The 21,965-nt window shown below is 65.8% G+C and carries 24 protein-coding genes and 1 tRNA gene; 1 reads left to right on the top strand and 24 read right to left on the bottom strand.

Features of this window, described 5'->3' with window-relative positions:
* Positions 1-2: 2 nt before the first annotated feature.
* The 22 genes from nuoK to U5O44_RS18970 all read right to left on the bottom strand — a co-directional run bounded on the left by nuoK (position 3) and on the right by U5O44_RS18970 (position 19,851).
* Entirely contained in the window at positions 3-308 is a 306-nt protein-coding gene (gene nuoK, locus U5O44_RS19075; RefSeq protein WP_179634872.1) for an NADH-quinone oxidoreductase subunit NuoK, read from the bottom strand.
* Complete coding sequence (locus U5O44_RS19070; protein ID WP_322589978.1) at positions 305-961, bottom strand: NADH-quinone oxidoreductase subunit J; 657 nt, start codon at positions 959-961, stop codon at positions 305-307. Before U5O44_RS19070 ends, nuoK begins: the two co-directional genes overlap by 4 nt.
* A gap of 84 nt (positions 962-1,045) precedes the next feature.
* The gene (gene nuoI / locus U5O44_RS19065; RefSeq protein ID WP_322589977.1) at positions 1,046-1,543 is read right to left on the bottom strand and encodes an NADH-quinone oxidoreductase subunit NuoI; all 498 of its coding nucleotides are present in this window, start codon (positions 1,541-1,543) and stop codon (positions 1,046-1,048) included.
* A gap of 24 nt (positions 1,544-1,567) precedes the next feature.
* A complete protein-coding gene (gene nuoH, locus U5O44_RS19060; RefSeq protein ID WP_322589976.1) occupies positions 1,568-2,629 on the bottom strand; it encodes an NADH-quinone oxidoreductase subunit NuoH in 1,062 nt (353 codons plus the stop codon).
* A gap of 19 nt (positions 2,630-2,648) precedes the next feature.
* On the bottom strand, positions 2,649-4,964 hold the full coding sequence (gene nuoG, locus U5O44_RS19055; RefSeq protein ID WP_322589975.1) for an NADH-quinone oxidoreductase subunit NuoG: 2,316 nt from the start codon (positions 4,962-4,964) through the stop codon (positions 2,649-2,651).
* Entirely contained in the window at positions 4,957-6,309 is a 1,353-nt protein-coding gene (nuoF, locus tag U5O44_RS19050; protein ID WP_322589974.1) for an NADH-quinone oxidoreductase subunit NuoF, read from the bottom strand. The genes nuoG and nuoF overlap by 8 nt, the downstream gene beginning before the upstream one ends.
* A 20-nt stretch (positions 6,310-6,329) precedes the next feature.
* The gene (nuoE, locus tag U5O44_RS19045; protein WP_322589973.1) at positions 6,330-6,827 is read right to left on the bottom strand and encodes an NADH-quinone oxidoreductase subunit NuoE; all 498 of its coding nucleotides are present in this window, start codon (positions 6,825-6,827) and stop codon (positions 6,330-6,332) included.
* Between the two features lie 32 nt (positions 6,828-6,859).
* Entirely contained in the window at positions 6,860-8,113 is a 1,254-nt protein-coding gene (locus U5O44_RS19040) for an NADH-quinone oxidoreductase subunit D (protein ID WP_322589972.1), read from the bottom strand.
* 31 nt (positions 8,114-8,144) lie between these two features.
* The gene (locus U5O44_RS19035; protein ID WP_322589971.1) at positions 8,145-8,744 is read right to left on the bottom strand and encodes an NADH-quinone oxidoreductase subunit C; all 600 of its coding nucleotides are present in this window, start codon (positions 8,742-8,744) and stop codon (positions 8,145-8,147) included.
* Between the two features lie 13 nt (positions 8,745-8,757).
* Positions 8,758-9,234, bottom strand: a complete 477-nt coding sequence (locus U5O44_RS19030) for a NuoB/complex I 20 kDa subunit family protein (RefSeq protein ID WP_012346532.1) — start codon at positions 9,232-9,234, stop codon at positions 8,758-8,760.
* A gap of 36 nt (positions 9,235-9,270) precedes the next feature.
* On the bottom strand, positions 9,271-9,630 hold the full coding sequence (locus U5O44_RS19025; protein WP_322589970.1) for an NADH-quinone oxidoreductase subunit A: 360 nt from the start codon (positions 9,628-9,630) through the stop codon (positions 9,271-9,273).
* 169 nt (positions 9,631-9,799) lie between these two features.
* Positions 9,800-9,884: transfer RNA gene (locus U5O44_RS19020), tRNA-Leu, on the bottom strand.
* A gap of 168 nt (positions 9,885-10,052) precedes the next feature.
* The gene (gene secG, locus U5O44_RS19015; protein ID WP_322589969.1) at positions 10,053-10,451 is read right to left on the bottom strand and encodes a preprotein translocase subunit SecG; all 399 of its coding nucleotides are present in this window, start codon (positions 10,449-10,451) and stop codon (positions 10,053-10,055) included.
* A 16-nt stretch (positions 10,452-10,467) separates the two neighbouring features.
* Complete coding sequence (gene tpiA / locus U5O44_RS19010; RefSeq protein WP_322589968.1) at positions 10,468-11,214, bottom strand: triose-phosphate isomerase; 747 nt, start codon at positions 11,212-11,214, stop codon at positions 10,468-10,470.
* A 66-nt stretch (positions 11,215-11,280) separates the two neighbouring features.
* Positions 11,281-12,267: an NAD(P)H-quinone oxidoreductase gene (locus U5O44_RS19005; RefSeq protein ID WP_322589967.1), complete on the bottom strand. Its 987-nt coding sequence runs from the start codon at positions 12,265-12,267 to the stop codon at positions 11,281-11,283.
* 27 nt (positions 12,268-12,294) lie between these two features.
* Positions 12,295-14,580, bottom strand: a complete 2,286-nt coding sequence (gene pnp / locus U5O44_RS19000; RefSeq protein ID WP_322589966.1) for a polyribonucleotide nucleotidyltransferase — start codon at positions 14,578-14,580, stop codon at positions 12,295-12,297.
* 191 nt (positions 14,581-14,771) lie between these two features.
* On the bottom strand, positions 14,772-15,041 hold the full coding sequence (gene rpsO / locus U5O44_RS18995) for a 30S ribosomal protein S15 (protein ID WP_322590531.1): 270 nt from the start codon (positions 15,039-15,041) through the stop codon (positions 14,772-14,774).
* 108 nt (positions 15,042-15,149) lie between these two features.
* The gene (locus tag U5O44_RS18990; RefSeq protein ID WP_322589965.1) at positions 15,150-16,319 is read right to left on the bottom strand and encodes a pyridoxal phosphate-dependent aminotransferase; all 1,170 of its coding nucleotides are present in this window, start codon (positions 16,317-16,319) and stop codon (positions 15,150-15,152) included.
* A gap of 31 nt (positions 16,320-16,350) precedes the next feature.
* Positions 16,351-17,628 carry a branched-chain amino acid ABC transporter substrate-binding protein gene (locus U5O44_RS18985; RefSeq protein ID WP_322589964.1) on the bottom strand — a complete coding sequence of 426 codons (1,278 nt, stop codon included), beginning with the start codon at positions 17,626-17,628 and terminating at the stop codon, positions 16,351-16,353.
* Positions 17,625-18,707, bottom strand: a complete 1,083-nt coding sequence (tsaD, locus tag U5O44_RS18980; RefSeq protein WP_322589963.1) for a tRNA (adenosine(37)-N6)-threonylcarbamoyltransferase complex transferase subunit TsaD — start codon at positions 18,705-18,707, stop codon at positions 17,625-17,627. The genes U5O44_RS18985 and tsaD overlap by 4 nt, the downstream gene beginning before the upstream one ends.
* Positions 18,704-19,525 (bottom strand): prolipoprotein diacylglyceryl transferase, encoded by an 822-nt coding sequence (gene lgt, locus U5O44_RS18975; RefSeq protein ID WP_322589962.1) that lies wholly within the window; start codon positions 19,523-19,525, stop codon positions 18,704-18,706. The genes tsaD and lgt overlap by 4 nt, the downstream gene beginning before the upstream one ends.
* Positions 19,526-19,602: 77 nt before the next feature.
* Positions 19,603-19,851 (bottom strand): TIGR04438 family Trp-rich protein, encoded by a 249-nt coding sequence (locus tag U5O44_RS18970; RefSeq protein WP_322589961.1) that lies wholly within the window; start codon positions 19,849-19,851, stop codon positions 19,603-19,605.
* A gap of 180 nt (positions 19,852-20,031) precedes the next feature.
* Here U5O44_RS18970 and U5O44_RS18965 point away from each other — a divergent pair, with 180 nt between their 5' ends.
* The gene (locus U5O44_RS18965) at positions 20,032-20,337 is read left to right on the top strand and encodes a c-type cytochrome (protein WP_322589960.1); all 306 of its coding nucleotides are present in this window, start codon (positions 20,032-20,034) and stop codon (positions 20,335-20,337) included.
* Positions 20,338-20,346: 9 nt separating this feature from the next.
* On the opposite strand, the gene hpaI is transcribed toward U5O44_RS18965, so the two are convergent.
* Together hpaI and hpaH are read right to left on the bottom strand one after the other, a co-directional pair.
* Positions 20,347-21,147, bottom strand: a complete 801-nt coding sequence (gene hpaI / locus U5O44_RS18960) for a 4-hydroxy-2-oxoheptanedioate aldolase (RefSeq protein WP_322589959.1) — start codon at positions 21,145-21,147, stop codon at positions 20,347-20,349.
* Complete coding sequence (hpaH, locus tag U5O44_RS18955; RefSeq protein ID WP_322589958.1) at positions 21,147-21,950, bottom strand: 2-oxo-hept-4-ene-1,7-dioate hydratase; 804 nt, start codon at positions 21,948-21,950, stop codon at positions 21,147-21,149. The genes hpaI and hpaH overlap by 1 nt, the downstream gene beginning before the upstream one ends.
* Positions 21,951-21,965: the final 15 nt, after the last annotated feature.

The following is a 21,965-nucleotide window of genomic DNA, read 5'->3' as shown; positions in this document are numbered from 1 at the left end:
CGTCAGCCCTTCAGCGAGTCCAGCTCATCGACATTGATCGTGGCACGGTTGCGGAACAGCACGACCAGGATGGCCAGACCGATCGCAGACTCGGCCGCCGCCACTGTCAGGATGAAGAACACGAACACCTGGCCGGCCATGTCCCCCAGGTAATGGGAGAAGGCCACGAAATTCAGATTGACCGCCAGCAGCATCAACTCGATGGCCATCAGCAGCACGATCAGATTCTTGCGGTTCAGGAAGATACCCACCACGGAAATCGCGAACAGGATCGCGCCCAGCGTCAGATAGTGTCCGAGCGAGATCATGCTTTTCCTTTCGGGGCGGTGTCGGCTGCAGCAGCCGGGGCCACGGGCTGGGATGGCTGCTCGCGCACGGCGTCCATCTTCACGATGCGCAGGCGATCAGCCTTCTTGGCCTTGACCTGCTCTGCCGGATTCTGGCCACGCACGTCCTTGCGGCGACGCAGCGTCAGGGCGATCGCGGAGATGATCGCCACCAGCAGCAGGACGGCAGCCACTTCCAGCGGGTACAGATAGTCGGTGTAGATCTCGATGCCCAGCAGCTTCGTGTTGGGCATGCCAGCGGTGCCTTCCATCGGCTTGGCCACGGTGGTGTTGAAGCCACGCTGCAGCACCCAGGCCATCTCCAGCGCGATGACCACACCCACCAGCGCAGCCACAGGGAAGTGTTTCCAGAAACCCTGTTTCAACTGTGCGATGTTGATGTCGAGCATCATCACGACAAACAAGAACAGCACCATGACAGCGCCGACATACACCAGTACCAGCGAAATCGCCAGGAACTCGGCATGCAGCATCATCCAGATGCACGAAGCGCTGAAAAAGGCCAGCACCAGGAACAGCGCGGAGTGAACCGGGCTGTTGGCCGTGATGACTCGGAACGCCGAGAGCAGCAGCACGGCGGAAAAGACGTAGAAGAGCGCGGTGGTCGTGTCCATGTCGTAGTCGGGTACGCGGTTGTTGCAAGCCCGAACCCGCAGAACAGTCAGGAAGACTGCGGCCGCGAGTGTGAGCGCCTTGCCTTACCGGTACTTGGCGTCCGCCTCCTTGTTGGCTGCAATCTCTTTTTCGTAGCGATCGCCGACGGCCAGCAACATGTCCTTCGTGAAGTACAGGTCACCGCGTTTTTCGCCGTGGTATTCGAAAATGTGCGTCTCGACGATCGAATCGACCGGGCAGCTTTCTTCGCAAAAGCCGCAGAAGATGCACTTGGTGAGGTCGATGTCGTAGCGCGTCGTGCGGCGGCTGCCGTCGGCGCGCACATCCGATTCGATGGTGATCGCCATCGCCGGACACACTGCCTCGCACAGCTTGCAGGCGATGCAGCGCTCTTCACCGTTCTCGTAACGGCGCAGGGCATGCAGACCGCGGAAACGCGGCGACAACGGCGTCTTCTCTTCCGGGAACTGCACAGTCACGCTGCGCTGGAAGAAGTGACGCCCCGTCAGCTTCATGCCCTTGAGCAACTCAAGCAGCATGAAACTGGAGACAAAATCCTTGACACTGGCCACGGCGGACATGGTTTCTTTCCTCGCTCGCTCGGGTTATTTCCAGATGTTCCAGGGCGACTGGATCCACAGACCCACCACCACCAGCCACACCAGCGTGATCGGGATGAAGATCTTCCAGCCCAGGCGCATGATCTGGTCATAGCGGTAGCGCGGGAAGGTGGCGCGCACCCACAGGAACATCGTCGCGACACAGAAGGTCTTCAGGCCCAGCCAGATCCAGCCCGGCAGGAAGGACAGCGCGGCAATCGGCGCATCCCAGCCACCAAGGAACAGCAGCACCGCCAGCATCGACACCAGGATCATGTTGGCGTATTCGGCCAGGAAGAACATGGCGAACGACATGCCCGAATACTCGATCATGTGCCCGGCCACGATTTCCGCTTCGCCTTCCACCACGTCGAACGGGTGGCGGTTGGTCTCGGCCAGACCGGAGATGAAATAGACGATGAAGATCGGAAACAGCGGCAACCAGTTCCACGACAGGAAATTCAGCCCCATGTCGGCGAACTGCCCCTTGGTCTGGCTGACCACGATGTCCGTCATGTTCAGGCTGCCGGCCACCATCAGCACGACGACGAAGCAGAAGCCCATCGCGATTTCGTAGCTGACCATCTGAGCCGACGCGCGCATGGCGCCGAGGAAGGCGTACTTCGAGTTGGAGGCCCAGCCGGCGATGATCACGCCGTAGACTTCCATCGAGGTGATCGCCATCAGGAACAGCAGGCCGGCGTTGACGTTGGCCAGCGCGACTTCCGGTCCGAACGGCACGACCGCCCAGGCGGCCAGCGCCGGCATGATCGTCATGATCGGACCCAGGAAGAACAGGCCCTTGTTCGCGGCGGTCGGGGCGATGATCTCCTTGAAGATCAGCTTGACGGCGTCGGCGATCGGGGTCAGCAGGCCCCACGGACCCACCCGGTTCGGGCCGGGTCGGATCTGGGTCCAGCCGATGGCCTTGCGTTCCCAGAGCGTCAGGTAGGCGACGCAGCCAAGCAGCGGCAGCAGCACGACCACGATCTTGAGCAGCGTCCAGACCACGGTCCAGGCGGTCGGGCCCAGCGTGGAAGCGCCGACGGTTTGCAGGGTGTCCAGCATCATCAGGTCCTTCTGCGGCTCAGGCGCGTTCGATGCTCAGGGCACCGAACACGGCGCCCAGTGCAGCGGTGGAGGGGTGCCCGGCGCTCACGCGCACGGTGTTGGCCGCCAGCGAAGCATCCAGCGCAGCGGGCAACACGACGCTGCCTTCGCTCTGCTTGACGCGCACCTTGGCGCCGTCCTGCAAGCCCAGCTGGGCCCAGAGCGCGGCGTTCAGCGCCACCAGCGGCGCGTTGGCGTCGGCCGTCTGCTGCAGCGACGGGGCACGGCGCACGACCGAATCCGTGGCGTAGACCGGCACGTTGGCAATGCGCTGCAGCCCGGCCGGCGCGGCCACGATCTGCGGCGCGGCGCTGCTGCGGTTGGACAGGCGCGCATTCACCTTGGCGGCATCGTTCAGGCCAGCCGCCGCGCGAACGTCCTCGACCGATTCCTGCGCGAAACCATTCAAGCCCAGCAGGTTGCCCAGCACGCGCAGCACCTTCCAGCCCGGACGGGTGTCGCCCAGCGGACGCACGACACCGTGGAACGACTGCACGCGGCCGTCGGCGTTGACGAAGCTGCCACCGGTTTCGGTGAACGGCGCGATCGGCAGCATCACGTCGGCGAACTCGACATTCGCCTGGAACGGACTGAAGGCGATGACCATCTCGGCCGCTGCCAGCGACTTGGCTGCTTGAGCAGCGTTGGCCGCGTCCAGCACCGGCTCGGTGTTGAACAGCAGGTAGGCCTTGAGCGGCTTGGCCAGCATCTGGGCGGCATCGAGACCGCCCTGCCCTGGCTGCGCGCCGACGAGCTGTGCGCCGACGCCGTTGCCCGAGTCACCCAGGTAACCGCAGCGGGCACCAGCCTGCTCGGCAATCCAGTTGGCGATGGCCAGCAGCTCGGCCGCCTGCGGGTGTGCTGCTGCGGCATTGCCCAGCAGCACCGCCTTGCGCTCACCCGAAAGCAGCGCGTTGGCGATGGCCTGCGCCTGCTCGCCCGGCGTCACCGACAGCGGCGCGGTCACGCCCTTGGCGGTGGCCACGGCAGCAGCGACTTCGATCAGCACCGACAGCCAGTCCGACGGTGCGGCGACGATCTCGCCCGCGACGTTCATCGCCCAGTCGTCCGACTGCGCGCCAATGCGCATCACCTTGGCACCACGGCGGCTCGCCTGACGCAGGCGCTGCGCGAACAGAGGATGGTCCTTGCGCAGGAAGGAGCCGATCACCAGCGCGCGGTCCAGCGTGGACAGCTCGGCGATCGGCAGGCCCAGCCAGCGCACGGCACCGGCTTCGGTGCGGAAATCGCTGTGGCGCAGGCGGTGATCGACGTTCTGGCTGCCGAGGCCGCGCATGAACTCGCCCAGCAGGAACAGCTCTTCGCTGGTGCTCATGGCCGAGGCCAGCGCACCGATCGAGGCCGCGCCGTGCTGCGTCTTGATCTGCTTCAGGCCGTTGGCGACGTATTCGAGCGCCGTGGTCCAGTCCACCGGCTTCCACTGGCCGCCCTGCTTGAGCATCGGCTGCGTCAGGCGGGCGTCGCTGTTGAGTGCTTCGTAGCTGAAGCGGTCGCGGTCGGCGATCCAGCATTCATTGACGGCGTCGTTTTCCAGCGGCACCGCGCGCAGCACCTTGTGGTTCTTGACCTGCACGATCAGGTTGGCACCGGTCGAGTCGTGCGGGCTGACGCTCTTGCGGCGCGACAGCTCCCAGGTGCGGGCGCTGTAGCGGAAGGGCTTGCTGGTGAGCGCACCGACCGGGCAGATGTCGATCATGTTGCCCGACAGCTCCGAGTCGATCGTGCGGCCGACAAAGGTCGTGATCTCGGAATGCTCGCCGCGCTGGAGCATGCCCAGCTCCATCTGGCCGGCGATTTCCTGGCCGAAACGGACACAGCGCGTGCAGTGGATGCAGCGGCTCATTTCTTCCATGGAGATCAGCGGGCCGACCTCCTTGTGGAAGACAACGCGCTTTTCTTCCTCGTAGCGCGAGGCCGACTTGCCGTAGCCCACGGCCAGATCCTGCAACTGGCACTCGCCGCCCTGGTCGCAGATCGGGCAGTCCAGCGGGTGGTTGATCAGGAGGAACTCCATCACCGACTGCTGGGCCTTCAGCGCCTTGTCGCTCTTGGTGCGCACGATCATGCCTTGCGTCACCGGCGTCGCGCAGGCGGGCATCGGCTTGGGCGCCTTTTCCACGTCCACGAGGCACATGCGGCAGTTCGCCGCAATGGAGAGCTTCTTGTGGTAGCAGAAGTGCGGAATGTAGGTCCCCGCTGCTTCGGCCGCATGCATCACCATGCTGCCTTCAAGCACGGACACCTTCTTGCCGTCGAGTTCGATTTCAACCATGTTGGTTCGTCCCGGCCATGCAGGTCTTGTGTTCGATGTGGTGGACGAATTCGTGGCGGAAATGCTTGAGCATGCCGCGCACCGGCATCGCTGCCGCGTCCCCCAGCGCACAGATGGTGCGGCCCATGATGTTCTCGGCCACGTTGTCGAGCAGCGCCAGATCGTCCGGACGACCGTGACCGGTCTCGATGCGATCGACCATCTTCGACAGCCAACCGGTGCCTTCACGGCACGGCGTGCACTGGCCGCACGATTCGTGGGCATAGAAGTAGGACAGGCGCTGCAGGCTCTTGACCATGCAGCGGGTCTCGTCCATCACGATGACGGCGCCCGAGCCGAGCATGGAGCCCGCCTTGCTGATGGAGTCATAGTCCATCGTGCAGGCCATCATCACGTCCGCCGGCAGCACCGGCGACGACGATCCGCCCGGGATCACCGCCTTGAGCTTCTTGCCACCCTTGACGCCGCCAGCCAGTTCCAGCAGCTTGGAGAACGGCGTGCCCATCGGGATCTCGTAGTTGCCGGGACGCTCCACGTCGCCGACCATCGAGAAGATCTTGGTGCCGCCGTTGTTCGGCTTGCCACATTCGAGGTAGGCCTGACCACCGTTGCGGATGATCCAGGGCACGGCCGCGAAGGTTTCGGTGTTGTTGATCGTCGTCGGGCGACCGTACAGACCGAAGCTGGCAGGGAACGGTGGCTTGAAGCGCGGCTGGCCCTTCTTGCCTTCGAGCGACTCCAGAAGCGCGGTCTCTTCACCGCAGATGTAGGCGCCGAAGCCGTGGAAGGCATGGAGCTGGAAGCTGTGTTTGCTGCCCAGGATGTTGGCCCCGAGGTAGCCAGCAGCACGGGCTTCTTCCAAGGCCTCCTCGAAGCGCTCGTAGGCTTCGAAGATTTCACCGTGGATGTAGTTGTAGCCGACCGAGATGCCCATCGCGTAGGCGGCGATGATCATGCCCTCGATGACGATGTGCGGGTTGAAGCGCAGGATCTCGCGGTCCTTGCACGTCCCCGGCTCGCCCTCGTCCGAGTTGCACACCAGGTACTTCTGCACCGGCAGCGCACGCGGCATGAAGCTCCACTTCAGGCCCGTCGGGAAACCCGCACCGCCTCGTCCGCGCAGACCCGAGGCCTTGACGTCGGCGACCACCTGGTCGGGCGTCATGCCTTCGCCCTCGACCTGGGACAGGATCTTGCGCAGCGCCTGGTAACCACCACGGGCTTCGTAGTCCTTCAGACGCCAGTTGCTGCCATTCAGGCCGGCCAGAATCTGCGGACCGATGTGGCGGTCATGGAAACAGGTTTCAAAACCCGTCGCCTGGAATTTGGAGAGATCAAGAGTCATGTGCTTGTCCGCCCCTGGGGTCAGTTGGCCGCGGCCTTGGCCTGCGACTTGAGCATGGTGACCAGCTCATCGAGGCGGTCGTTGCTCATGTAGCTGATCATCTGGCGGTCATTGACCAGCATCACCGGCGCATCGGCGCAGGCCCCCAGGCACTCGCACTTCTGCACGGTGAACAGCCCGTCGGCCGTGGTGCCACCGTCCTCGACGCCCAGCTTCTTGCACAGGTAGTCCATCGCCTGCTGACCGTTGCGCAACTGGCACGGCAGGTTGGTGCAGACGTTCAGCTTGAACCGGGCAACCGGACGCTGGTTGTACATGTTGTAGAAGGTCGTGACCTCGCGCACCGCAACCGGCGCCATGCCGAGCACGCCCGCAATGGCTTCTTCAGCCTCGGGCGAAACCCAGCCCAGCTCCTGCTGGGCAATCGACAGACAGGCCATCACGGCCGACTGCTTCTGGTCGGCCGGGTACTTGGCAACTTCGCGCGCAAAACGCGCCAGGGTGGCTTCACTGAACATGGGGTTCGTCGCTTCCGGATAGCAGCGGTCGGTCAGCGGTCGATCTCGCCGAACACGACGTCCATCGTGCCGATGATGGCCACGGCGTCCGCGATCATGTGGCCGCGCGACATCTCGTCGAGACCGGCCAGATGCACGTAGCCGGGCGGGCGGATCTTCATGCGGTAAGGCTTGTTGGCACCGTCGCTGATCAGGTAGATGCCAAATTCGCCCTTTGGATGCTCGACGGCGGCGTAGGCCTCGCCTTCGGGCACGTGGAAACCTTCGGTGAAGAGCTTGAAGTGGTGGATCAGCTCTTCCATCGAGGTCTTCATCTCGACGCGCGACGGCGGCGCCACCTTGTGGTTGTCGGTGATGACCGGGCCGGGGTTCTTGCGCAGCCAATCCACACACTGCTGGATGATGCGGTTGGACTGGCGCATTTCCTCGACACGCACCAGGTAGCGGTCGTAGGTGTCGCCGTTCACGCCCACCGGGATGTCGAAGTCCATGCGGTCATAGACTTCATACGGCTGGTTCTTGCGCAAATCCCAGGCAATGCCCGAGCCGCGCAGCATCGCGCCGGTGAAGCCCAGGTTCAGCGCACGCTCCGGTGTGACCACGCCGATGCCGACGGTGCGCTGCTTCCAGATGCGGTTGTCGGTGAGCAGCGTCTCGTACTCGTCGATCAGCGTCGGGAAGCGGGTCGCGAAGTCTTCGATGAAGTCCAGCAGCGAGCCCTGGCGGTTCTCGTTCAGACGCGCCATCGCCTTGGCGTTGCGGATCTTGCTGTGCTTGTACTGCGGCATCGTGTCTGGCAGGTCGCGGTAGACGCCGCCCGGACGGAAATAGGCCGCGTGCATGCGCGCACCCGACACCGCTTCGTACATGTCGAACAGGTCTTCCCGCTCGCGGAAGCAATAGATCAGCATGTTCATCGCGCCGCAGTCCATGCCGTGGCAACCCAGCCACAGCAGGTGGTTCAGCAGGCGGGTGATCTCGCTGAACAGCACGCGGATGTACTGCGCCCGGATCGGCACGTCGACACCGAGCAGCTTCTCGATCGCCAGGCAGTAGGCATGCTCGTTGGCCATCATCGACACATAGTCGAGACGGTCCATGTAGGGCAGCGACTGGATGAAGGTCTTGCTTTCGGCCAGCTTCTCGGTGGCGCGGTGCAGCAGGCCGATGTGCGGATCGGCGCGCTGGATGACTTCGCCGTCCAGCTCCAGCACCAGGCGCAGCACGCCGTGCGCGGCCGGGTGCTGCGGACCGAAGTTCAGGGTGTAGTTCTTGATTTCAGCCATGGATCAACCTCAGGTTGGGCGCTGCGCCAGCTCAGTGCAGGCCGCCGTAGTTGTCTTCGCGGATGATGCGCGGCGTGATCTCGCGCGGCTCGATCGTGACCGGCTGGTAGATGACGCGCTTCTGCTCGGGGTCGTAGCGCATCTCGACGTGGCCGGTGACGGGGAAGTCCTTGCGCATCGGGTGGCCGATGAAGCCGTAGTCGGTCAGGATGCGACGCAGGTCGTCGTGGCCATCGAAGACGATGCCATACAGGTCGAAGGCTTCGCGCTCGAACCAGTTGGCAGCCGACCACAGCGGAGTCAATGCCGGCACCACCGGGAAATCGTCGTCGGCCGCGAACACCTTCAGCCGCAGGCGCCAGTTCAGGCGCACCGACAGCAGGTGCGTGACCACCGCGTAGCGCAGACCCTCGTACTGGCCGTCCTTGTAGTCGCTGTAATCGACGCCACACAGGTCGATCAGCTGCTCGAAGCCCAGGTCGGGGTGATCACGCAGCGTCTTGGCAACGGACAGGGAGTCAGCGGCCTTGACGGTGATCGTGATCTCGCCACGGGCACGCACCAAGCTCACCAGCCGGTCAGCAAACACCCGCTCCAGCGCGGACTGCAAGGTATCGAGTTTCTGGGTCATGCGGTCTACCTGCTCAGCGGGCGATGGTGTTTTCGCGACGGATCTTGGCCTGCAGTTGCAGGATGCCGTAGAGCAGCGCCTCGGCCGTGGGCGGGCAGCCCGGCACATAGACGTCCACCGGCACGACACGGTCACAACCGCGAACAACCGAATAGCTGTAGTGGTAGTAGCCACCACCGTTGGCACAGGACCCCATGCTCAGCACCCAGCGCGGCTCGGCCATCTGGTCATAGACCTTGCGCAGTGCGGGCGCCATCTTGTTGCACAGCGTGCCGGCCACGATCATCAGATCGGACTGCCGCGGACTCGGCCGGAACAGCATGCCGAACCGGTCGATGTCATACCGGGACGCCCCGGCATGCATCATCTCGACCGCGCAGCACGCCAGACCGAAGGTCATCGGCCACAGCGACCCGGTCTTCGACCAGTTGATCAGGGTATCGACACTGGTCGTGACGAAACCTTCCTTCAATACGCCTTCAATGCCCATGGTGTGCTTCCGTGGCTCTCGTGGTTTGGATCGAATTCATTCCCAATCGAGGGCGCCCTTTTTCCATTCGTAGACAAATCCGACCACCAGGATGCCCAGGAAGATCATCATCGCCCAGAAACCTGTCGCCCCGATTTCACGCAGCGACACCGCCCACGGAAACAGGAATGCAATTTCCAGATCGAACAGAATGAAGAGAATCGCCACCAGGTAGTAGCGCACATCGAACTTCATGCGCGCATCCTCGAATGCCTCGAAGCCGCACTCGTAAGGGGAATTCTTGGCCGGATCCGGACGATGAGGCCCCAGCAACGCGCCCAGCAACTGGGGAGCCACGCCGACTCCGATGCCAACCAGAATGAACAGAATGACGGGGAGGTAGGATTCCAGATTCATGTCAATCGCCTCATCAGCCGATCATGCGGCAAAAATAAAGCGCGCCGCGCGCGGAAGCACCAAAATGCCCAACCGCGTGCCTAGCGCGCCCACCTGTCCCTGCGCCTAAGTATTTGCCAGGGCGCCAGACCAGTCACTTGAAAGCTTCCGATCTGCATGTCATTTTGCATGGTGCCGACGGCGAGACTCGAACTCGCACAGCTTTCGCCACTACCCCCTCAAGATAGCGTGTCTACCAATTTCACCACGTCGGCACGTGAAAACCTATTTTACGACCAGAACAAACGCCGCATCCCTGCAGATGACCACACATGACGCAATGTTTGCACTGATCTGCTACAGGTATTACCTTGCAGCACAGCCTTGAATTCTAAGGCCAATGAGGGTTTGCCTCAAGTACCAAGCCAGCTTTTTCGCGCAAATCAGCGCGATGCAGGCACCGAAGCAGCGACCGCAGCGCCAGACGCAGCGGGGGCCTGAACCAGCCCCGGGATCTGCGCAGCCACCGGTCCGCTGGAGGCCGCAGGGGCAGCAGGCGTTGCGGCACGGTCCAGAATGCTGCCGCCAGCAGCATCAGCACTCGGGAGATTGCCGAAGTAGGCCAAGGCCAGAGTGCAGACAAAAAACAACGTTGCAGCAACTGCGGTCGACCGAGACAGGAAGTTCGCACTTCCTGTTGCGCCAAACAGACTACCGGACGAGCCACCACCAAAGGCAGCCCCCATGTCGGCACCCTTGCCCTGCTGCATCAGCACCAGCCCGATCATGGCGACGGCCGCCGCCAGCTGCAGCAGCAGCACCAGGTTCATCATCACTTGCATGGAAAACTCCGTAGATTCAACCCGCCGCGCGGGCCACGGCGACAAAATCTGCCGCTTTGAGGGCCGCACCGCCGATCAGGCCACCGTCAATGTCGGCCTGTGAAAAAAGAACAGCCGCATTGTCCGGCTTGACGCTGCCGCCATACAGCAGCTTCATGTCGGCCGCACGGGGCGTGGCCGCTGCCAGCTGGGCGCGCAGCACAGCATGCACCGCCTGCGCCTGCTCCGGCGAAGCCGTCCGGCCAGTGCCGATCGCCCACACCGGCTCATACGCCACGACCACTTCGCCAATGCACTGACCGAGGGTGTGGATCACCGCCGAAAGCTGGCGTTTGACGACCGCTTCGGTTTCGCCTGCTTCACGCTGCTCCAGCGTCTCGCCGACACAGACGATCGGCGTGATGCCCTTGGCCAGCGCGGCCTTGGCCTTGTCGGCGACCAGCTGATCCGACTCGCCGTGGTAGGCGCGGCGCTCCGAGTGGCCGACGATCGCGAACCGGCAGCCGAACTCGGCCAGCATTGCCGCCGACACTTCGCCGGTGTAAGCGCCATGCGCGTGCGCCGAGACGTCCTGCGAGCCCCAGGCCACGCTGCTGTTGGCCAGCGTCACCGCCACTTCCGACAGGTAAGGAAACGGCACGCACACCGCCACCTCGCCCACGAAGGGACGCGCGGCCAGCACACCCTGCAGCAACTCGGCGTTGGCCGCGTGGCTGCCATGCATCTTCCAGTTACCCACCACCAGCTTGCGACGTGTCGTCATGATGAAAACTCTCTGATCAAGTTGAACAAATACTGTCAGGTACAAGGCGGGCGTCGGACGGCACCCTCACCAGGTCAGCACGATCTTGCCGACGTGCTGGTTGGACTCCATCAGCGCATGGGCCTGCGCGGCCTGCGTTGCCGGCAGCACGCTGTGCAGCACCGGGCGGATGCGCCCTGCGGCGATCAGCGGCCAGACCCGCTCGCGCAGGGCGGCAGCGACAGCCCCCTTGAACGCCACCGGGCGCGGGCGCAGCGTCGAGCCGGTCACGGTCAGGCGGCGACGCAGCACGAGGCCGGCGTCGAACTGCGCCTTCACGCCGCCCTGCACCGCGATGATGACCAGCCGGCCATCCTCCGCCAGCGCCGCCACCTCGCGGGCCACATAGTCACCGGCGACCATGTCGAGGATCACGTCCACGCCCCGCCCGCCCGTGAGCCGACGCGCCTCCTCGGCGAAATCGGCCGTGCGGTAGTGGATGGCATGGTCGGCACCAAGGTCGAGGCACGCCTGGCACTTGGCATCGCTACCGGCCGTGGCGATCACGGTCGCGCCCAGCGCCTTGGCCATCTGGATCGCGGTGACCCCGATGCCGCTGGTGCCGCCCTGGATCAGCAGCGTCTCGCCCGGCTGCAGCCCGGCGCGCATGAACACGTTGGACCACACCGTGAAGCAGGTCTCGGGCAGGCTCGCCGCCTCGATGTCGCTCAGACCGTCCGGCACCGGCAGGCACTGCACGGCCGGCGTCACACACAGCTCGGCATACCCGCCCCCCGGCGTCAGTGCGCAGACACGCTGTCCGATCGACAGCCCGGCCGTCGCCATCGCTTCGGCATCGCCCGCCACGATGACACCAGCCACTTCCAGCCCGGGCAGGTCGGAAGCGCCCGGCGGCGGCGGATAGGCGCCCATGCGCTGCAGCACATCCGGGCGGTTGATGCCGCTGGCGGTGACACGGATCAGCACCTCACCAGCGCCGTGCACCGGATCCGCGCGGTCGACCAGCGTCAGCACGTCCGGGGCACCCGGGCGAGAGATTTCAATGGCTTTCATGCACGGACTCCTACGGATGCACAGGGATCAGGACTGCGACGGCTCCGAACCGGCTTCCGGTGCAGCCACCGGAGCGGCCGATTCCGGCGCAGCAGCAGGCTGCTCGCTGCGCGGCGGGCGCTCGCTGCGCTCACGGCGCGGACCGCGGTCGCCGCGGTCATTGCGGTCCCCGAACTCGCGGCGCGGCGCGCGCTCGAAGCGCTCTTCTTCCATGCCCTCCGGACGATCCAGCAGCGCCTTCATCGACAGCTTGATGCGACCCTTCTCGTCCGTCTCCAGCACCTTGACCTTGACGATTTGGCCTTCGGTCAGGAAGTCGGTGACCTTCTCGACACGCTGGTGGGCGATCTGGCTGATGTGCAGCAGGCCATCCTTGCCCGGCAGCACGTTGACCAGCGCACCGAAGTCCAGGATCTTGACGACCGGGCCTTCGTAGACCTTGCCGATCTCGGCTTCGGCGGTGATGTCGGCGATGCGCTTCTTGGCGACATCGGCCTTGGCGCTGTCGGTCGAGGCGATCGTGATGGTGCCGTCTTCGTCGATGTTGATCTGGCAGCCGGTCTCTTCGGTCAGTGCACGGATGACCGAGCCACCCTTGCCGATGACGTCACGGATCTTTTCCGGGTTGATCTTCATCGTGTACAGGCGCGGTGCGAAGTCGGAGACCTCGGTGTTGGCCGTGCCCATCGCGTCCACCATCTTGCCCAGGATGTGCAGACGCGCTTCCTTGGCCTGCGCCAGCGCGACCTGCATGATTTCCTTGGTGATGCCCTGGATCTTGATGTCCATCTGCAGAGCGGTCACGCCGGTGGTCGTGCCGGCCACCTTGAAGTCCATGTCGCCGAGGTGATCCTCGTCACCCAGGATGTCGGTCAGCACGGCGAATCGGTTGCCGTCCTTGATCAGGCCCATGGCGATGCCAGCGACATGCGCCTTCATCGGCACGCCGGCGTCCATCATGGCCAGGCAGCCGCCGCAGACGGAGGCCATCGACGACGAACCGTTGGACTCGGTGATCTCGGAGACGACACGGATCGTGTAGGCGAAGTCCTCGCGGTTCGGCAGCAGCGGCACGAGCGCGCGCTTGGCCAGGCGGCCGTGGCCGGTCTCGCGACGCTTGGGCGTGCCCATGCGGCCGGCTTCGCCAGTGGCGAAGGGAGGCATGTTGTAGTGGAACAGGAAGGTGTCGCGGAAATCGCCGGCCAGCGCGTCGATGCGCTGGGCGTCCTGGTCGGTGCCAAGGGTGGCGACGACCAGAGCCTGCGTTTCACCACGGGTGAACAGCGCCGAGCCGTGGGTGCGCGGCAGCACGCCAGTGCGGATCTCGATCGGGCGCACGGTGCGGGTGTCGCGGCCGTCGATGCGCGGCTCGCCGGCGAGGATCTGGCCACGCACGGTCTTGGCTTCGATCTCGAACAGCAGGTTGTCGACTTCCACGCCGTCGAACTCGACGCCATCGGCCTTCAGCGCGGCCTTGACTTCAGCGTAGGCGGTACGGCAGGCGTCGGTGCGGGCCTGCTTGGAGCGGATCTGGTAGGCCGCTTCGATCTTGGCCAGGCCGAACTCGGCGACCTTGGCGATCAGCGGCTCGTTCTTGGCCGGTGCCTGCCAGTCCCATTCCGGCTTGCCGGCGTCGCGCACGAGGTCGTTGATCGCGGCAATGGCGGCCTTGGCCTGCTCGTGGCCGTAGACCACAGCACCCAGCATGACCTCTTCGGTCAACTGGTCGGCTTCGGACTCGACCATCAGCACGGCGGCTTCGGTACCGGCGACGACGAGGTCCATCTGCGACGACTTGAGCTGCGTCGGGCCGGGGTTGAGCACGTACTCGCCGTTGACATAGCCCACGCGGGCCGCACCCACCGGGCCGTTGAACGGGATGCCGGAAATGGCCAGCGCGGCGCTGGAGCCGATCAGCGCGGCGATGTCGGCCGAGGCTTCCGGGTTCAGCGACAGGACGTGGATCACGACCTGGACTTCGTTGTAGAAGCCTTCCGGGAACAGCGGACGCAGCGGGCGGTCGATCAGGCGGCTGGTCAGCACCTCCGACTCGCTCGGCTTGGCTTCACGCTTGAAGAAGCTGCCCGGGATCTTGCCAGCGGCGTAGGTCTTCTCGATGTAGTCGACCGTCAGCGGGAAGAAGTCCTGGCCGGGCTTGGCTTCCTTGCGGGCCACCACGGTGGCGAGCACCACGGTGTCATCCATGTTGACGATCACCGCACCACTGGCTTGCCGGGCGACTTCACCGGTTTCGAGCGTGACGGTGTGCTGACCCCATTGGAAGGTCTTGGTGACTTTGTTGAACAGACTCATGGTTTTTCTTTCTTCGAGGTGGCCGGTCACCGCGGCGGGATGCCATTCCATCCGGACCCGCGACACGGGGACCGGCCCAGGAAATCAGGATGGAATGACACAGCAGCGCCCACGCGTGGCCGTCAAGACAAAGAGCCTGTGCTGGAGGGTCCAGACAGGCTCTTCACAGGCATGCCGAGATGGCGTGCGAATTACTTGCGCAGACCCAGCTTCTGGATCAGCGAGGTGTAGCGGTCGGCGTCCTTGGCCTTCAGGTAGTCGAGCAGCTTGCGACGGCGGCTGACCATGCGCAGCAGACCGCGACGACCATGGTGGTCCTTCTTGTGGGTCTTGAAGTGCGGGGTCAGGTGGTTGATGCGGGCGGTCAGCAGGGCGACCTGCACTTCCGGCGAGCCGGTGTCGCCAGCGGAGCGGGCATTCGAGGCGACGACGTCGGCCTTGTTGATTTCGGACATGACAATTTCCTTGGGGTTTCGGGGTTCACTTGCGGTCGTGGGGGAAACCGCCCCGCGCCGTGTACGCGCCCATGCGCGTGTCATCGCCACCAGAAACAGCGGCGAAGCCCGCGATTATAGCGCCAAGGCGTGCGCCAGCCGCTCCGCCCCCTGGAGGAGCCGCTGCGGCTGGCGTGACGCAAAGCACCAGCGCAGCCAGCCCTCGGCCTCATCACCGAAGGCGGCCCCCGGCGCAAGACCGAGTCCGTGGTCGGTCACCAGCCGCTTGGCCAGCGCCAGCGAGTCGCCTTCGCCCTCGATGCGCAGGAACGCATACATCGCCCCGGGTGGCATCGCCAGCTCGACCCGTGGCAGCGCCTGCAGCGCGCCGACCAGCGTGTCCCGACACACCCGCAGCCGCGCCTGCAGCGCGGGCACCGACACCGGCGCATCGGACAGCGCCGCCAGCCCCGCCCGCTGCACGAACACGGGCGCGCACGAGGTGTTGAACTCGATCAGCTTGCCGAGCTGCTCGGTGAGCGCAGCGGGTGCCACCAGATTGCCCAGGCGCCAGCCCGTCATCAGGAAGGACTTCGAGAAGCTGTGGACCACCGCTACCCGATCGTCCGGATCGGCCAGATCGAGGAAGCTGGGCGCACACACGCCCTGCCCCGGCAGCGGCGCGGGATCGGGGTAGTACAGCCGCTCGTAGACCTCATCGGACACGATCCAGGTGCCGGTGCGGCGGCAGTGGTCGAGGATCACCTGCTGCTCGGCGCAGGTCAGCGTCCAGCCGGTCGGGTTGTTCGGCGAGTTGAGCACCAGCACCCGCGTGGCCGATGTCACCGCTGCCAGCAGCTCGTCCATGTCCAGCCGCCAAGCGCCCGCGCCAGCCCGCAGGCTCACGCGGCGCACCCGCGCGCCCATGATCGCCGGCTGCGCCGTCAGGTTCGGCCAGACCGGCACGACCACCACCACCTCGTCGCCCGCGTCCACCAGCGCCTGCTGCGCCAGCATCAGCGCATTCACGCCGGATGAGGTGACCGCGATCCGCTCCACGCCCACCGGGCGGTGCAGCGACGAGATGTAGCCCGACATGGCCTCGCGCAGGACCGGCAGGCCGAGGTTGTGGGCATAGAAGGTCTCCCCCGCCTCGATCGACGTCACCGCCGCATCGCGCACCGGCACCGGCGTGATCTCGTCGCTCTCGCCGAACCAGAAGGCCAGCACGTCGCTGCGCCCCAGGCCGGCGTTGGCCACTTCACGAATGCGAGACGCCGACAGATCGGCAATCACCTGACGCATGAACACCCCACTCAGAACAGATCCGCAAGGATCAGAGGGGGGCCATCTTGCACGAATGTGGCTGCGTCGTCTGCTCGGCGGTCAGATAACGGACGGTGCGGAACCCGTAGCCCGAGCCCTCGACATCGAAGCGCACGCCGTCCGTGCCGGCCTTCTGCATCGTGCTGACGTAGAGCGGCTGGATGAACTGGTGGTCCCCCGCGCGCATCAGGCCGGCGCCGAGCCCGCCCAGCGCCCGGCCGTCGTAGCGTGCGCCCGACAGCGCCTTGGCCACCGCCGTGGCCTCGGTGCTGCGGGCGCGCTCCATCGCCTGCGCCAGCATCTCGACCATCACCTGCATGCGCACATGGAGATAGTCATCCTCGGGGCGGGGAAAACGCTGGCGGAAGCTGGACACGAATGCCTCGGTCGCCTTGCCGCCTGCATTGGGATGCCACTCGGCCACCGCCACGACACGCCCCACGCCGGCATCGCCCAGCGCGCCCGGCACGCCCAGCGCATTGCCATAGAAGGTGTAGAACTTGCCCTCGAAGCCGACATCCCGCGCCGCCTTGACCAGCAGCGTCAGGTCATTGCCCCAGTTGCCGGTGACCACCGCCTGCGCGCCACTGGCCTTGATCTTGGTCGCGTAGGGCAGGAAGTCCTTGACGCGGCCGACCGGGTGCAGCTCCTCGCCGACGAACTGGATGTCCGGGCGCTTGGCCGCGATCATCGCCCTGCCCTGGCGCACGACGTGCTGGCCGAAGCTGTAGTCCTGGCCGATCAGGTAGACACGCTTGATCGCGCTGTCCTGCTGCAGCACATCGGTGAGGGCCGCCAGACGCATGTCGGCGTGGGCGTCGAAGCGGAAATGCCATGGGCTGCACTTCTCGTTGGTCAACGAGGGCTCGACCGCGGAGTAGTTGAGGAACAGGGCGCGGCGCTTCGGCTCGCGGTCGTTGTGCTTGTTGAGGGCGTCGATCAGTGCGGAGGCAGTGGCCGAGCTGTTGCCCTGCAGCACGACCGGAATCGACTGGTCGGTAGCGCTTTTCAGCACAGACAGGGCTTCTTCGGTGTTGCCCTTGCTGTCCATGCGGACCAGTTCGAGCGGCCGGTTGCCACCAGGCAGCTTCACGCCGCCGCGGGCATTCACGCGCTCGATCGCCCAGGTGATGTTGCGGGCCACCGCTTCGCCTGCATTGGCGAAGGGGCCGGACAGACCCTCGATCAGCGCGATGCGGATGGGCTCGGCCGCCTGGGCTGCAGATGCACCGAACGCAAAAGCGCCCGCCAAGGCGAGCGCAGGAAAGGAAGTGGGATGTGTTTTCATGGATTTTGAATTATGCATTGCGCACCACAAAGATCCCACCTCGGCCGGACATCAAAGGCATAGTCCCGGCTCGGCTCGGCCTGACCGCTCTGCAGCCGCATCGCGCCGGCCAGCGCGATCATGGCGCCGTTGTCGGTGCACAGGTGCAGCTCCGGATAGTGGACCCGCACACCACGCCGGCGGCACTGCGCGTCCAGCTGCGCCCGCAGCCGCCGGTTCGCCCCGACGCCGCCCGCCACGACCAGCCGCTGCAGACCCGTCTGCTTCAGTGCCAGCAGCGACTTCGCCACCAGCACATCCACGATCGCCGCCTGGGTCGAGGCGGCGAGATCCGCCCGCGCCTGCGCGGCGTTCGGCGCAGCGGCGTCGAGCTTGTTCAGCTGCGTCCAGACGGCCGTCTTCAGCCCGGCGAAGGAGAAATCCAGCAACTCGCCGCGCAGCAGCGGTCGGGGCAGCTTGAACGCCGTGTCATCGCCCTGCTCCGCCAGACCCGCCAGCGCCGGGCCGCCCGGATAGCCCAGGCCGAGCATCTTGGCGGTCTTGTCGAAGGCTTCGCCGGCCGCATCGTCGATGGTCTCGCCGAGCATCGTGTAACGCCCGACCCCATCGACCCGCATGAGCTGCGTATGCCCGCCCGACACCAGCAGCGCGACGAAGGGGAACTCCGGCGGATCGGCCGACAGGAACGGCGACAGCAGATGCCCCTCCAGGTGGTGCACGCCCAGCACCGGCCGGTCCAGCGCCATGCCCAGCGCGCAGGCCATGCCGGTGCCGACCAGCAGCGCGCCCGCCAGCCCCGGCCCGCGCGTGTAGGCGACGACATCCACTGCGTCCAGCGCCAGCCCCGCACCCGCCAGCGTCTCGCGCAGCAGCGGCACGGCGCGGCGGATGTGGTCCCGCGAGGCCAGCTCGGGCACCACGCCGCCATAGGCTTGGTGCATGTCGATCTGGCTGTGCAGCGTCTGCGCCAGCAGCCGCGGCGGCGCAGACCCACCCACGCCTTCGGGCAGCTCGACCAGCGCGACGCCGGTCTCGTCGCACGAGGACTCAATGCCCAGCACCCGCAGCGGCCCGCTCATGCGCGTCTCCCCGCCCAGGCCCAGAGGCCCATGCCCGCGAGCACCATCGGCACGCACAGCCACTGCCCCATGCTCAGGTTCAGCGCCAGCAGGCCCAGGAAGCTGTCCGGCTCGCGGAAATACTCGGCGATGAAGCGGAACGCCCCATAGCCGATCAGGAACATGCCCGACACACGGCCCCAGACCGGCGTGCCGTCCGCCCGGTGGTGGGCCGAGCGGGACTTGCCGTAGAACCACAGCAGCACGAACAGCAGCAGCCCCTCCAGCAGGAACTGGTAGAGCTGCGACGGATGGCGCGCGATCTCGGTCCCCGACTGCGGGAACAGCATCGCCCACGGCACGCTGGCATCCGCGGCGCGGCCCCAAAGTTCGCCGTTGATGAAGTTGCCGAGCCGCCCGCAGGCCAGTCCGGTCGGCACACACGGCGCCACCAGGTCGGTGACTTCGAAGAAGCGCTTGTTGCGCATCCGGGCGAACACCGCCATCGCCACGATCACGCCCAGCAAGCCGCCGTGGAAGGCCATGCCCCCTTGCCATACGGCCAGGATCTCGGCCGGATTCTGCAGGTAATAGGCGGGCTTGTAGAACAGCACATAGCCGAGCCGGCCGCCCAGGATCACGCCCACGACGCCGTAGAACAGCAGGTCTTCGACTTCGCGCGGGGTCCAGCCACCGCCGGCATACGGCGCCTGCTGGATCCGGCGGGTGGCGAGCCAGTAGAACAGGCCGAAGGCGGCCAGATAGGTCAGGCCATACCAATGGATCTGGATGAAACCCAGGTTGAGTGCAACCGGGTCGAATTGGGGATGCACGAGCATCGGCAGCACTCCGTGGGAGAGGGGAACAGGGGAAGAGGGGCTGGATTGTCGCCGTTGCGGCGAACAGCCCTGCCGCATCAGCGGCGTCTGGGCAGCGGCGTCTTGCGGCCGAGCGACTCGACGGTATTGCGCCGGCGCTGTTCGCGACGCACATCCTCGCGTTTCTGGCGGGCCCGGGCCGTGAACCCCATGGCGTCAGAAAAGGCCCACCACACCACCGCCACCAGAAACGGCGACAGCACCGCCCACCACGACCACTGGGCGACCGGGCCGATCTCCAGCCCTTTCAGCACCAGGGCGAGCACACCCAACCAGACGAATGCCATGCGAACTCCTCCATGCAGCAGCTGTGCAGCATACCGCCAGGAAGGCGACATTCCGCACGCCAGCAGACCGCCACGGAGTCAACGGCAGCGCTTCTACAATCGTTGCGCGTTGCGGACATGCGCGCGGCGACCTCGCCGCCAGGTGCCCCGATGCCCAACCGACCCAACGGAAACCACTCCATGAAAACCCTGTTCGCGCTGGCCGCCCTGGCCATCACCACCCTCTCCAGCCCCGTGTTCGCCAATGCCGAACTGGCCCAGAAGAAGAACTGCATGGCCTGCCACGCCGTGGACAAGAAGCTGGTCGGCCCGGCTTACAAGGACATCGCCGCCAAGTACGCCGGCCAGAAGGACGCGGTCGCCAAGCTGTCCGAGAAGGTCATCAAGGGGGGTGTCGGCGCCTGGGGACAGATCCCGATGCCGGCCAATGCCGTGACGCCGGATGAGGCGAAGACGCTGGTGACGTGGGTGCTGGCGCAGAAGTGAGCCAGCGGATCAGTACGAACCGCCTCCCGCCGTCCCCTCGCGCGGCCCCTTGAACCGCCCCGCCAGCTCCCGGGTCACCCGCGCCAGCATCGTCGCCTCAACCCCCACCGCCACGAACCGCGCCCCCAAAGCGATGTAGTGGCGGGCCAGGGTCTCGTCGACCGACAGGATGCCCGGCGCCTTGCCGGCGGCCAGGATGCGCGCAATGCCGCTGTCGATCGCGGCCTGCACATCCGGGTGACCCGGATTGCCGAGGTGGCCCATCGACGCCGACAGGTCGGCCGGCCCGATGAACACGCCGTCCACCCCGTCCACGGCGGCGATCTCGTCGAGCTGCGCCAGCGCCGAGGCGGTCTCCACCTGCACCAGCAGGCAGATGCCGTCATCGGCTTCGTGCAGATAGCGCGGGTAATCGCTCCAGCGCGATGACCTCGCCAGACCGCTGCCCACCCCTCGGACACCCCGCGGCGGGTAGCGCGTCGCGGCCACCAGCGCCCGCGCCTGCTCCGCCGTCTCCACCATCGGCACCAGCAGCGTCGTGGCGCCGATCTCCAGCACCTGCTTGATCAGCGCGGCGTCACCCTGCGGAATGCGCAGCACCGGGTGGGCGGGGTACGGCGCGACCGCCTGCAGACTGCCGAGCATGGAGCGCAGGTCGTTCGGGCCGTGCTCGCCGTCGATCAGCAGCCAGTCGAAGCCTGCGGTCGCACAGAGTTCTGCCGCGTACGGATCGGCCAGACCGAGCCACAGACCAATCTGGGCGCCCGGCGACGCGATGGCTTGCTTGAAGGCATTGGCGGGTGTCTTCATCAGATGAACCTCAAGGAAATCGAACCGAGCGGGCCGTAGTCTGCGTGGAAAGTATCGCCCGCGGCGCAGGCCACCGGACGGGTGAAACTCCCCCCCAGCACGATCTCGCCCGCGGCCAGGCTTTCTCCGTAAGGAGCGAGCTTGTTGGCCAGCCACGCCACGCCGTTGCCAGGGTGGTTCAGCACCGCCGCCCCCAGCCCCGACTCCTCGATCACGCCGTTCTTGAACAGCAGCGCGCCCGCCCAGCGCCAGTCCACCGCGTCGGGGCGCATCGGCCGGCCGCCCAGCACGATGCCGGCGTTGGCCGCGTTGTCGGCGATGGTGTCGAGCACCTTGCGCGGCGCCTTGGTGTGGCGGTCGAACTGCTCGATGCGGGCGTCGATGAGTTCGAGCGCGGGCACGACGTAGTCGGTGGCATTGAGCACATCGAACAAGGTGACGCCCGGACCAGACAGGGGACGCGCCAGGATGAACGCGAACTCCACCTCCAGCCGCGGCAGGATGAAGCGCGCCGCCTCCACCTCGCTGCCGTCGCGCAGCACCATGCTGTCGAGCAGCGTGCCGTAGTCGGGTTCGGTGATCTGCGACGAGATCTGCATCGCGCGCGAGGTCAGGCCGATCTTGTGGCCCACCACCTGCCGGCCGGCTTCCCGCTGCAAGCGCACCCATTCACGCTGGATCGCGTAGCTGTCGGCGATCGTCATCTCGGGGAAGCGGCGCGAGAACTGTTCGACCTGCACGCGGGTGCGCTCGGATGTATCCAGCTCGTGTGCGAGCGCCGTGTGTTGGCTTGTCTCCAGCATGGTGTTTCGATCCTC

The sequence above is a fragment of the Sphaerotilus sp. genome (assembly GCF_034519685.1).
GTDB lineage: Bacteria > Pseudomonadota > Gammaproteobacteria > Burkholderiales > Burkholderiaceae_C > Sphaerotilus.
The sequence above is the reverse complement of the archived record's forward strand: the minus strand, read 5'-3'. Positions and strand labels throughout refer to the sequence as shown.

Excerpts from the sequence above, each read along its gene's own strand:
- nuoK (WP_179634872.1), bottom strand. The coding sequence starts at position 308 with ATGATCTCGCTCGGACACTATCTGACGCTGGGCGCGATCCTGTTCGCG.
- U5O44_RS19070 (WP_322589978.1), bottom strand. The coding sequence starts at position 961 with ATGGACACGACCACCGCGCTCTTCTACGTCTTTTCCGCCGTGCTGCTG.
- nuoI (WP_322589977.1), bottom strand. The coding sequence starts at position 1,543 with ATGTCCGCCGTGGCCAGTGTCAAGGATTTTGTCTCCAGTTTCATGCTG.
- nuoH (WP_322589976.1), bottom strand. The coding sequence starts at position 2,629 with ATGCTGGACACCCTGCAAACCGTCGGCGCTTCCACGCTGGGCCCGACC.
- nuoG (WP_322589975.1), bottom strand. The coding sequence starts at position 4,964 with ATGGTTGAAATCGAACTCGACGGCAAGAAGGTGTCCGTGCTTGAAGGC.
- nuoF (WP_322589974.1), bottom strand. The coding sequence starts at position 6,309 with ATGACTCTTGATCTCTCCAAATTCCAGGCGACGGGTTTTGAAACCTGT.
- nuoE (WP_322589973.1), bottom strand. The coding sequence starts at position 6,827 with ATGTTCAGTGAAGCCACCCTGGCGCGTTTTGCGCGCGAAGTTGCCAAG.
- U5O44_RS19040 (WP_322589972.1), bottom strand. The coding sequence starts at position 8,113 with ATGGCTGAAATCAAGAACTACACCCTGAACTTCGGTCCGCAGCACCCG.
- U5O44_RS19035 (WP_322589971.1), bottom strand. The coding sequence starts at position 8,744 with ATGACCCAGAAACTCGATACCTTGCAGTCCGCGCTGGAGCGGGTGTTT.
- U5O44_RS19030 (WP_012346532.1), bottom strand. The coding sequence starts at position 9,234 with ATGGGCATTGAAGGCGTATTGAAGGAAGGTTTCGTCACGACCAGTGTC.
- U5O44_RS19025 (WP_322589970.1), bottom strand. The coding sequence starts at position 9,630 with ATGAATCTGGAATCCTACCTCCCCGTCATTCTGTTCATTCTGGTTGGC.
- secG (WP_322589969.1), bottom strand. The coding sequence starts at position 10,451 with ATGCAAGTGATGATGAACCTGGTGCTGCTGCTGCAGCTGGCGGCGGCC.
- tpiA (WP_322589968.1), bottom strand. The coding sequence starts at position 11,214 with ATGACGACACGTCGCAAGCTGGTGGTGGGTAACTGGAAGATGCATGGC.
- U5O44_RS19005 (WP_322589967.1), bottom strand. The coding sequence starts at position 12,267 with ATGAAAGCCATTGAAATCTCTCGCCCGGGTGCCCCGGACGTGCTGACG.
- pnp (WP_322589966.1), bottom strand. The coding sequence starts at position 14,580 with ATGAGTCTGTTCAACAAAGTCACCAAGACCTTCCAATGGGGTCAGCAC.
- U5O44_RS18990 (WP_322589965.1), bottom strand. The coding sequence starts at position 16,319 with ATGCGTCAGGTGATTGCCGATCTGTCGGCGTCTCGCATTCGTGAAGTG.
- U5O44_RS18985 (WP_322589964.1), bottom strand. The coding sequence starts at position 17,628 with ATGAAAACACATCCCACTTCCTTTCCTGCGCTCGCCTTGGCGGGCGCT.
- tsaD (WP_322589963.1), bottom strand. The coding sequence starts at position 18,707 with ATGAGCGGGCCGCTGCGGGTGCTGGGCATTGAGTCCTCGTGCGACGAG.
- lgt (WP_322589962.1), bottom strand. The coding sequence starts at position 19,525 with ATGCTCGTGCATCCCCAATTCGACCCGGTTGCACTCAACCTGGGTTTC.
- U5O44_RS18970 (WP_322589961.1), bottom strand. The coding sequence starts at position 19,851 with ATGGCATTCGTCTGGTTGGGTGTGCTCGCCCTGGTGCTGAAAGGGCTG.
- U5O44_RS18965 (WP_322589960.1), top strand. The coding sequence starts at position 20,032 with ATGAAAACCCTGTTCGCGCTGGCCGCCCTGGCCATCACCACCCTCTCC.
- hpaI (WP_322589959.1), bottom strand. The coding sequence starts at position 21,147 with ATGAAGACACCCGCCAATGCCTTCAAGCAAGCCATCGCGTCGCCGGGC.
- hpaH (WP_322589958.1), bottom strand. The coding sequence starts at position 21,950 with ATGCTGGAGACAAGCCAACACACGGCGCTCGCACACGAGCTGGATACA.